The organism is Ramlibacter sp., from assembly GCF_036383835.1.
GTDB lineage: Bacteria > Pseudomonadota > Gammaproteobacteria > Burkholderiales > Burkholderiaceae_C > Ramlibacter.
On sequence record NZ_DASVNN010000026.1, the window covers coordinates 1 to 8,922 of the forward strand.

An 8,922-nucleotide genomic window follows, 5' to 3' on the forward strand; every position below is an offset into this window, starting at 1 on the left:
CCCGCCTGCGCGGGGATGACGGTGGCCTACGCGGGAATGACGGTGGATCTGTGCGGCGCGGGATGAGGGCTTTCAGTTGCCGCGCGGAAATGGATGCTGCACGACCAGCCCCGCCCCTGCGGCCCGCTGCCGAGATCCATCCTCGCCTGCATCGCCGCCGCGTACTGCGCCACCAGCGCCAGCCCGATACCGGCGCCCTCGCCCAGCATCTGTCCGGTATCCCCTTGGGTTCCGCGCTGCACCAGCCGCGCCTGCAGGTCGGCGGGCAGGCCGGGACCGTTGTCCTGCACCGACAGCACCACGCCGTCCGCATCGTGTTCGATCGACACCGTCACCGCGGGCGGCTCGCCGTCGGTGGGTGCGCCGTAGCGTAGCGCGTTGTCCAGCAGGTTGTTGAGGATGCCGTCGACCAGCGTGGGATCGGCCAGGATGCGGCTCGGTTTCTCCACGCCGACCGCGCCAAGGTCCACGCCCGCCGCATCCGCGCGCGGCAGGTAGCGCAGCACCGCGTCGCGCACCAGTTCGTCGAGCGCCACCGCATCGAGCTGCAGGCCGGCCTGCGCCTCGAGCGCCAGCGCGATGTCCAGCAGCTGGTCGACGAGGCGGCTGGCGCGGCCCTGGCTGGCGGCGATCCGCTGCAGCTGCTCGCGCCACACCTGCGGCTCCTCCCGCGACAGGCCGTAGTCCGCCAGCGCGCGGATGCCCGCCAGCGGCGTGCGCAGCTCGTGCGCCACGTTGCCGGCGAACTCGCGCTGCGCCCGCACGCTGCCCTCCAGCCGCGCGAGCAGCGCGTTGACCGCTGCCGTGAGTGCCGCGACGTCGCGGCTGGTGGCATTCACCTCCACCGGCGCGAGGTCGCCCGCGCTGCGCCGCCCGAGTGCGTCCTGCAGCTGCGCGAGCGGCTGCAGCTCGCCGGTGATCGCACGGTGCAGCCAGGCGGCCAGCACCAGCAGCAGCAGCGTCTGCGGCAGCACCGAAAGCCATACGAGCCGCTGCGTCGCGGCGCTGCGGCTGGCGATGGTCTGCGCGACGATCACCTGGAAAGGCTGCGGGTCCTCGCTGAGCAGGCGCGCGGCGCGCAGCCTCCGGCCGTCGATGGTGACGTTCGCGAAGCGGTAGCCGTCCGGCGAGGGCGGCGCGAGCAGTTCCAAGCGCGGGTCGCCCGCGATGACGCTGCCGTCGGGACGGCGGATGCTGAAGAAGGTGGTTTCCTCCTGGTCGAACAGGGCGCTGCCCAGTTCGCGCGCGGTGAGATCCAGTTCCAGCCGGCCGGCGTGTTCGCGCACGCGCGAGGCGATCAGGTAGGCGTCGTCCAGCAGCGCGCGGTCGAAGGCGCGTTCCGTGAAGTGATAGGCGATGCCCGCCGCGAGCACCGTGCCGGCGAGCCAGGTCAATGCCAGCGGCGCGAGCACGCCGCGCAGCAGCCGCACCGCGAGCGGACGCGGCGCGCCCGTCATCCTTCCTCCGGCTCCAGCATGTAGCCGAGCCCGCGCAGCGTGCGGATGCGCACGCCGGTGCCCGAGAGCTTCTTGCGCAGCCGCGAGATGAACGCTTCCAGCGCGTTGTCGCCCAGGTAGTCCTCGAGGTCGGAAAGTTTTTCCGCCATCTCCGACTTGCTGACCACGCGGCCGGCCGGCGTCATCAGCTCCCACAGCACCTCGAATTCGCGCGCCGGCAGCGACAACGGCTGTCCGTGCACGCTGAAGCGGCGGTGCTGGCGATCGAGCAGCAGGCCGCCCACCTGCACCTGGTCTTCCGTGCCCTGCGTGCGGCGCACGATGGCGCGCAGGCGCGCCTCCACTTCGGCCAGGTCGAAGGGCTTGCCGAGGTAGTCGTCGGCGCCGGCGTTGAGGCCGGCGATGCGTTCGTCGGTGCGGTTGCGCGCGGTCAGGACCAGCACCGGCGTGCGGTCGCCGCGGGCGCGCGCCGCCTTCAGGGCGGTGAGGCCGCTGCCCAGGCCGCTGCGCGGATGCGACGAGTGCGGCAGGTTCAGGTCCAGCAGCACGGCGTCGAAGCGCTGCATCTTCCAGAGCTGGTCGGCGTCTTCCACCGACCCGGCCACGTCCACGCGATGGCCGGCATCGCGCAGGCTGCGCAACACGACGTCGCGCAGCACCAGGTCGTCCTCCACGAGCAGGATCCGCATCCCGACGGTGTAAGCGCACCGGGGCCTGTTGGCGCTACGCACTTCCACTTACGGCCCCGGTCAGCTACGGGTCAGTGCCCCTGCCCGATAAACCCGGGTCAGCTGGCAGCCGCCGGCACGGAGCACCCATGAGGATCAAGAGCCAGAAAGACTTCTTCGCCGGGTTGATGTTCACCGCCGTCGGCGGTGCGTTCGCCATAGGCGCCACCACTTACACCATAGGCGAGGGAGCCCGCATGGGCCCCGGCTACTTCCCGCTGATGCTGGGCATCCTGCTCTCCATCCTCGGCCTCTTCATCATCATGGAGTCCCTGATGGTCGAGACCGAGGACGGCGAGAAGATCGGGCCCTGGGCCTGGCGTCCGCTGGGCTTCATCATCGGCGCCAACGTGCTGTTCGGCATCCTGCTGGGCGGCCTGCCCAGCATCGGCCTGCCGCCCATGGGCCTGATCATCGCGATCTTCGGCCTGACCTTCGTGGCGGCGCTCGCCGGCGACGAATTCAACGCCAAGGAAGTCGCCATCCTGGCCACGGTGCTCGCCGTGGGCAGCTACCTGGCCTTCGTCCTGTTGCTGCGCCTGCAGTTCCCGGTGTGGCCCACCTTCCTCGGCTGACGGAGTAGCAAGCCATGGATCTCATTTCCAACCTCATCACCGGCTTCGGCGTGGCCATCACGCCGCTCAACCTGCTGTACTGCTTCATCGGCTGCCTGCTGGGCACGCTGATCGGCGTGCTGCCCGGCATCGGCCCCGTCGCGACCATCGCGATGCTGCTGCCGGCCACCTACGCGCTGCCGCCCGTGGCGGCGCTGATCATGCTGGCCGGCATCTACTACGGCGCCCAGTACGGCGGCTCGACGACGGCCATCCTGGTGAACCTGCCGGGTGAATCGTCCTCGGTCGTGACCGTGATCGACGGCTACCAGATGGCACGGCAGGGACGCGCGGGCCCCGCGCTCGCCGCCGCCGGCCTCGGCTCGTTCTTCGCCGGCTGCGTCGGCACGCTGATCCTGGCCGCCTTCGCGGCGCCGCTGACGGAAGTCGCCTTCAAGTTCGGCCCCGCCGAATACTTCTCGCTGATGGTGCTGGGCCTGATCGGCGCCGTGGTGCTGGCCTCCGGCTCCCTGGTCAAGGCGATCGGCATGATCGTGCTGGGCCTGCTGCTGGGCCTGGTCGGCACCGACGTGAACTCCGGCGTCGCCCGCTTCTCGTTCGACATCCCCGAACTGACCGACGGCATCGGCTTCGTGGTGATCGCCATGGGCGTGTTCGGCTACGGCGAGATCATCAGCAACCTGTCGCAGTCCTCGGAGCACCGCGAGGTGTTCACCGGCAGCGTGCAGGGCCTGTTCCCCACGAAGGAAGACTTCAAGCGCATGGCGCCCGCGGTGCTGCGCGGCACCTTGCTCGGCTCCGCGCTGGGCATCCTGCCGGGCGGCGGCGCGCTGCTGTCCGCCTTCGCGGCCTACACGATCGAGAAGAAGACCAAGCTGCAGCCGGGCGAAGTGCCGTTCGGCCGCGGCAACATCCGCGGCGTCGCGGCGCCGGAGTCGGCCAACAACGCCGGTTCGCAGACCTCCTTCATCCCGCTGCTGACGCTGGGCATCCCGCCCAACGCCGTGATGGCGCTGATGGTGGGTGCCATGACCATCCACAACATCCAGCCGGGCCCGCAGGTGATGACCAGCAACCCGCAGCTGTTCTGGGGCCTGATCGCCTCGATGTGGGTGGGCAACCTGATGCTGGTGATCCTGAACCTGCCGCTGATCGGCATCTGGATCAAGCTGCTGACGATCCCCTACCGCTGGCTGTTCCCTGCCATCGTGCTGTTCTGCGCCATCGGCGTGTACTCCACGAACAACAACACCTTCGACGTCTGGATGGTGGCCCTGTTCGGCGTGATCGGCTACGGCTTCATCAAGCTGGGATGCGAGCCGGCGCCGCTGCTGCTCGGATTCATCCTCGGCCCGATGATGGAGGAGAACCTGCGCCGGGCGCTGCTGCTGTCCCGCGGAAGCTGGAGCGTGCTGGTCACCCGGCCGCTGTCGGCCGGCCTGCTGGCCGCCGCGGCCCTGCTGGTGGTGATCGTGGCCCTGCCGGCGGTGAAAGCCCGCCGCGAGGAAGCGTTCGTCGAGGAATGACGACCGCCTGACCCCCTTCTTCAGCGCTTAAACCACACCGGGTTGGCATCCCAGATGCCAACCCGGTTTGCCTTGGAGACAATGCGGGCATGGCGCTGAGGCTGTTCCGCACGACCGGCTACTCCACCCTGCTGATGCCGGGGGAGACGCGCCTGGCCGCGCATCCGGCCTCCCTGGTGCTGTCGGCCAGCCTGTGGCTGGCCATCGCCTGCAACGTGGCGGTGTGGCGCTTCCTCGGGGGATCGGTCGATGCCGCCGCGGCCCTCGGGTCCGCGGCGGTGATCGGCGGCGGTGCCGGCGTCGTCTTCAGCCTGCTCGGATGGCGCCGCACGCTCAAGTTCTCGGTGACGCTCGCCTGCATCGCCGGCGCGCTGGTCGCCATCGGCCTGTGGAGCCAGCAACTGCCGGTCGCCACCCTCTGGCAAGGCCCGCCGCGGGCGCTGCTGCCGGCCTGGACCAGCTTCATGCGCTGGCAGGTGCTCGTGATGGTGGTGGTGCTGGGGGTCGTGCCGATCGTCTGGGTGTGGAACCACCCGGTGCGGCGCCTGTCCGGCCCGGTGCAGCTGCAGTCCAACCTGCTGGGTGCGATCGCCGCGGGCTGCGTGTTCGCCGCCGGCCTCTGGTTCCTGCGCTGAGGCGCCTCAGAACAGGCTGCCCTGCCCCTTCGCGCCGGGCGGGCGGAATTCCGCGGTGGGGAAGTCCACCTTCTTCTGGTTGAAGCCCAGGCGCGCCGCGGCCTTGCGGAAGCGCTGCCCGAGCAGGTCGGCCCAGGCGCCGGAGCCCTTCATGCGCGTGGCGAAGTCGCTGTCGTAGTCCTTGCCGCCGCGCATTTCCTGGATGCGGTGCATCACGCGATCGGCCCGCTGCGGGTAGTGCGTCTGCAGCCATTCGCGAAACAGCGGCGCCACTTCCCAGGGCAGGCGGATCACGTGATAGAAGGCCTCCCGCGCGCCGGCGTCCCAGGCGGCTTCCAGCACCTGTTCCATGTCGTCGTTGAGGAAGGGGATCTGCGGCGCCAGGCTCACGCCGCAGGGGATGCCGTGTTCCGCGAGCGTGCGCAGCACGCGCAAGCGCCGGTGCGGCGCCGCGGCACGCGGCTCGAGCTTGCGCGCGAGATCCGCATCGAGCGTGGTGATGGTGACGTACACCGCGGCGAGCCCCCTGGCGGCCATGGGCGCGACCAGGTCGAGGTCGCGTTCGACGCCGCTCGACTTGGTGACCAGCGCGAACGGGTGGTTGGTCTCGCTCATCAGCTCGATCACGCCGCGCGTGAGGCGCAGCTCGCGCTCCACCGGCTGGTAGCAGTCGGTGGCCGTGCCGATGGCGATCAGCTCCGGCACGTAGCCGCGGCGGCCCATCTCGCTGCGCAGCAGGTCCACGGTATTGCGCTTGGCGATGATCTTCGTTTCGAAGTCCAGGCCGGGCGACATGTTCAGGTAGCTGTGCGTCGGCCGCGCGTAGCAGTAGATGCAGCCGTGCTCGCAACCGCGGTAGGGGTTGATCGACTTGCCGAAATGGATGTCCGGCGAGTCGTTGCCGGCGATGATGCTGCGCGCGTTCTCCCAGATCACCTCGGTGCGCAGCGGGGCGCCCTCTTCGGCTTCCTGGTCCCAGCCGTCGTCGAAGGATTCGCGGCTGTCGCGCTCGAAGCGGTGCGGAAAGAAGCGCGCGGTGCCGCGGCCCTTGAGGGCCTGCAGCGGCACGCGGACCTCGGTGGCGGTGGTATCGGTACTGCGGTCGATACTGTTCATTCGTACAGTATGCCGCAATCGACGCCGGATGGAGCCTCATCCCCCTCCTGAACTTCCAGGAATTCCCGAGAATCGGGACCGGGGCAAGGCCGCCCGCGGAAAGGATCCTGAGCGATGGAAGCCCTCGACACCCTGATGCTGTCGCGCATCCAGTTCGGCGCCAACATCGCCTTCCACATCCTCTTCCCCACCATCAACATCGCGTTGTGCTGGTTCCTGGTGTACTTCCGCCTGCGCCACAGCGCGGCCAAGGGCACCGCGGATGCGCAGCACTGGGAGGAGGCCTACTACCTCTGGACCAAGGTGTTCGCCCTCAGCTTCGCGCTGGGCGTGGTGTCGGGCATCACCATGAGCTTCCAGTTCGGCACCAACTGGCCCGGCTACATGGAGCGCGTCGGCAACATCGCGGGCCCGCTCCTCGGCTACGAGGTGCTGACCGCCTTCTTCCTGGAGGCGACCTTCCTCGGGATCATGCTGTTCGGCCGCGGCCGCGTGTCCGACAAGGTGCACCTGGCGGCCACGCTGATGGTCGCCGCGGGCACCACGCTGTCGGCCTTCTGGATCCTCAGCCTCAACTCCTGGATGCAGACGCCCACCGGCTTCAGCGTGGTGAACGGCCGCTACCACGCGCAGGACTGGGTGGCGATCGTGTTCAATCCATCGTTCCCCTACCGGCTCGCGCACAAGCTGCTGGCCTCCACGCTGACCGCTTCCTTCCTCATCGCCGGCCTGTCGGCCTTCCAGCTGCTGCGCGGCACGGCCAACGGCGGCACCCATCGCGCGCTGAAAACCGGCGTGATCGCGGCGGCGGTGGCGATTCCCCTGCAGATCCTGGCCGGCGACATGCACGGCCTCAACACGCTGGAGCACCAGCCCGCGAAGATCGCGGCGATCGAGGGCATCTGGCACACCGAGAAGAGCGCGCCGCTCACGCTGTTCGGCTGGCCGAACGAGAAGGAGGCGCGCACCGACTACGCGATCCAGGTGCCCAAGCTCGCCAGCCTGATCCTCGCGCACGACCTCGATGCGGAGCTCAAGGGCCTCGACGAATTCCCGAATGCGCATCCGCCGGTGCTGCCGGTGTTCTGGGGCTTCCGCATCATGGTCGGCATGGGCGTGCTGATGCTCGCGGTGGCGTGGTGGTCCGCGTTCACGCTCTGGCGGCGGCGCGGCGCGGGACGCACGGACGCGACGCCGTTCTCGCGCTGGCAACTGCGCCTGCTGGCCGCGATGACCTTCTCCGGCTGGCTGGCGACCATCGCCGGCTGGATCGTGACCGAAGTGGGACGCCAGCCCTTCATCGTCTATGGCCAGGTGCGCACGGCGGACGTGGTGGCCCCGCATCCTCCCGCCATGGTGCTGTCGACGCTGGTCGCCTATCTCGTGGTGTACGTGTTCCTGCTCAGCGCCTACGTGCTGGTGCTGATGTACATGGCGCGGCACCCCGCCATGCCCACGCCCGCGACCCCGCAGAGCCCGAAGGCCGCCGTGCCGATCGGCGGACCCGCCTGAGGAGACGACGATGCGCTTCGACTGGCCCACCCTGCTCCCCCTGATCTTCATGGCCGTGATGGGGCTCGCCCTGCTCGCCTACGTCGTGCTGGACGGCTACGACCTCGGCGTCGGCCTGCTGCTGCCCTTCGCCACCGATGCGGAGAAGGACCTGATGGTTTCCAGCATCGGCCCGTTCTGGGACGCCAACGAGACCTGGCTGGTGCTGGGCATCGGCGTGCTGCTGGTGGCCTTCCCGCTGGCGCACGGGCTCGTGCTGTCGGCGCTGTACCTGCCGGTGGCGGTGATGCTGATCGGGCTGATCCTGCGCGGCGTGTCCTTCGACTTCCGCGTGAAGGCGCGCGCCGCCCGCAAGGGCATGTGGAACGCGCTGTTCGCCACCGGCTCGCTGATGGCGGCGGCGGCGCAGGGCTGGATGCTGGGAAGCTACCTGACGGCCTTCCACCACGACACCTGGACCAACCTGTTCAGCCTCGGCATCGCGGTCACGCTGCCGACGGCTTACGCGATGCTGGGCGCGGGCTGGCTGATCATGAAAGCCGAAGGCGAGCTGCAGGCGAAGGCGGTGCGCTGGGCGCGCATCGTGCTGTGGCCCATGGGCGTGGCGCTGGTCGCGATCTCACTGGCGACGCCGCTGGTGAGCCCCAACGTGTTCGAAAAGTGGTTCGCGATGCCGCAGTTCATCGGCCTGCTGCCGATCCCGGTGGCCTGCGCCGCCGCCTTCTTCGCGGCCTTCCACGTGACCGGCCGCGCGAACGTGGTGCAGGCGGGCTACGGCTGGGTGGTGTTCGCGAGCACGGTGCTGATCTTCGTGCTGTCGTTCCTGGGACTCGCCTACAGCATCTATCCCTACATCGTGATCGACAAGCTCACGGTGTGGCAGGCCGCCAGCGCCCACGAATCGCTGGTGGTGATCTTCGTCGGCGTGGCGATCACGCTGCCGGCGATCGTGGCGTACACGGTGTTCATGTACCGGGTGTTCTGGGGCAAGGCGAGTGCGTTGAGCTATGCGCCGGTGGATGACAAGCTGGCCGGGTAGCCCGTCATCCCCGAGCAGGCGGGGAGCCAGGACATTCTTTGAGGCGGCGCGCGGTGGGCGCTCTGCTTGATCGACCAGGCGGTGACCCCTTGTAGGGTGGGCAAGCTCCGCTTGCCCACCATGACGGCCCACGGTGAAACGGTGGGCAAGCAAGCTTGCCCACCCTACGCGACGACCGATGCCGATGCCGATGCCGATGGCGATGGCAACGGATCGATGCGCCACCACCCTGCCCTGCTGCCAGCCCCCGTGCGGGCGGGGCCGGGGTCGCGCATGAAGGCATGGCGCCTGCGAGGACCGGGCAGGCGGACCAGCGCGGCTACGAGAGCGAAGC

General features: G+C 69.3%; 8 protein-coding genes. 5 read left to right on the forward strand and 3 right to left on the reverse strand.

Annotated features, from left to right (window positions below; genetic code table 11):
• Window positions 1-26: 26 nt before the first annotated feature.
• Both VF522_RS04730 and VF522_RS04735 read right to left on the reverse strand, forming a co-directional pair.
• Window positions 27-1,457 (reverse strand): sensor histidine kinase, encoded by a 1,431-nt coding sequence (locus VF522_RS04730; protein WP_330907078.1) that lies wholly within the window; start codon window positions 1,455-1,457, stop codon window positions 27-29.
• Complete coding sequence (locus VF522_RS04735) at window positions 1,454-2,146, reverse strand: response regulator transcription factor (protein WP_330907079.1); 693 nt, start codon at window positions 2,144-2,146, stop codon at window positions 1,454-1,456. Before VF522_RS04735 ends, VF522_RS04730 begins: the two co-directional genes overlap by 4 nt.
• A gap of 128 nt (window positions 2,147-2,274) precedes the next feature.
• Here VF522_RS04735 and VF522_RS04740 point away from each other — a divergent pair, with 128 nt between their 5' ends.
• From VF522_RS04740 to VF522_RS04750, 3 genes are all read left to right on the forward strand, one after another.
• Entirely contained in the window at window positions 2,275-2,760 is a 486-nt protein-coding gene (locus tag VF522_RS04740; protein ID WP_330907080.1) for a tripartite tricarboxylate transporter TctB family protein, read from the forward strand.
• A gap of 14 nt (window positions 2,761-2,774) precedes the next feature.
• Entirely contained in the window at window positions 2,775-4,286 is a 1,512-nt protein-coding gene (locus tag VF522_RS04745; protein ID WP_330907081.1) for a tripartite tricarboxylate transporter permease, read from the forward strand.
• Window positions 4,287-4,375: 89 nt separating this feature from the next.
• Window positions 4,376-4,921: a hypothetical protein gene (locus VF522_RS04750; protein ID WP_330907082.1), complete on the forward strand. Its 546-nt coding sequence runs from the start codon at window positions 4,376-4,378 to the stop codon at window positions 4,919-4,921.
• A 6-nt stretch (window positions 4,922-4,927) separates the two neighbouring features.
• On the opposite strand, the gene VF522_RS04755 is transcribed toward VF522_RS04750, so the two are convergent.
• Window positions 4,928-6,037 carry a PA0069 family radical SAM protein gene (locus VF522_RS04755; protein ID WP_330907083.1) on the reverse strand — a complete coding sequence of 370 codons (1,110 nt, stop codon included), beginning with the start codon at window positions 6,035-6,037 and terminating at the stop codon, window positions 4,928-4,930.
• Between the two features lie 114 nt (window positions 6,038-6,151).
• Here VF522_RS04755 and VF522_RS04760 point away from each other — a divergent pair, with 114 nt between their 5' ends.
• Both VF522_RS04760 and VF522_RS04765 read left to right on the forward strand, forming a co-directional pair.
• Window positions 6,152-7,549, forward strand: a complete 1,398-nt coding sequence (locus VF522_RS04760) for a cytochrome ubiquinol oxidase subunit I (RefSeq protein ID WP_330907084.1) — start codon at window positions 6,152-6,154, stop codon at window positions 7,547-7,549.
• A 10-nt stretch (window positions 7,550-7,559) separates the two neighbouring features.
• A complete protein-coding gene (locus tag VF522_RS04765) occupies window positions 7,560-8,588 on the forward strand; it encodes a cytochrome d ubiquinol oxidase subunit II (RefSeq protein WP_330907085.1) in 1,029 nt (342 codons plus the stop codon).
• The last annotated feature ends 334 nt before the right edge of the window (window positions 8,589-8,922 follow it).

What these genes read in the sequence shown, in the direction of transcription:
- VF522_RS04745 (WP_330907081.1), top strand. Translation starts at nt 2,775, where the DNA reads ATGGATCTCATTTCCAACCTCATCACCGGCTTCGGCGTGGCCATCACG.
- VF522_RS04730 (WP_330907078.1), bottom strand. Translation starts at nt 1,457, where the DNA reads ATGACGGGCGCGCCGCGTCCGCTCGCGGTGCGGCTGCTGCGCGGCGTG.
- VF522_RS04735 (WP_330907079.1), bottom strand. Translation starts at nt 2,146, where the DNA reads ATGCGGATCCTGCTCGTGGAGGACGACCTGGTGCTGCGCGACGTCGTG.
- VF522_RS04755 (WP_330907083.1), bottom strand. Translation starts at nt 6,037, where the DNA reads ATGAACAGTATCGACCGCAGTACCGATACCACCGCCACCGAGGTCCGC.
- VF522_RS04740 (WP_330907080.1), top strand. Translation starts at nt 2,275, where the DNA reads ATGAGGATCAAGAGCCAGAAAGACTTCTTCGCCGGGTTGATGTTCACC.
- VF522_RS04760 (WP_330907084.1), top strand. Translation starts at nt 6,152, where the DNA reads ATGGAAGCCCTCGACACCCTGATGCTGTCGCGCATCCAGTTCGGCGCC.
- VF522_RS04750 (WP_330907082.1), top strand. Translation starts at nt 4,376, where the DNA reads ATGGCGCTGAGGCTGTTCCGCACGACCGGCTACTCCACCCTGCTGATG.
- VF522_RS04765 (WP_330907085.1), top strand. Translation starts at nt 7,560, where the DNA reads ATGCGCTTCGACTGGCCCACCCTGCTCCCCCTGATCTTCATGGCCGTG.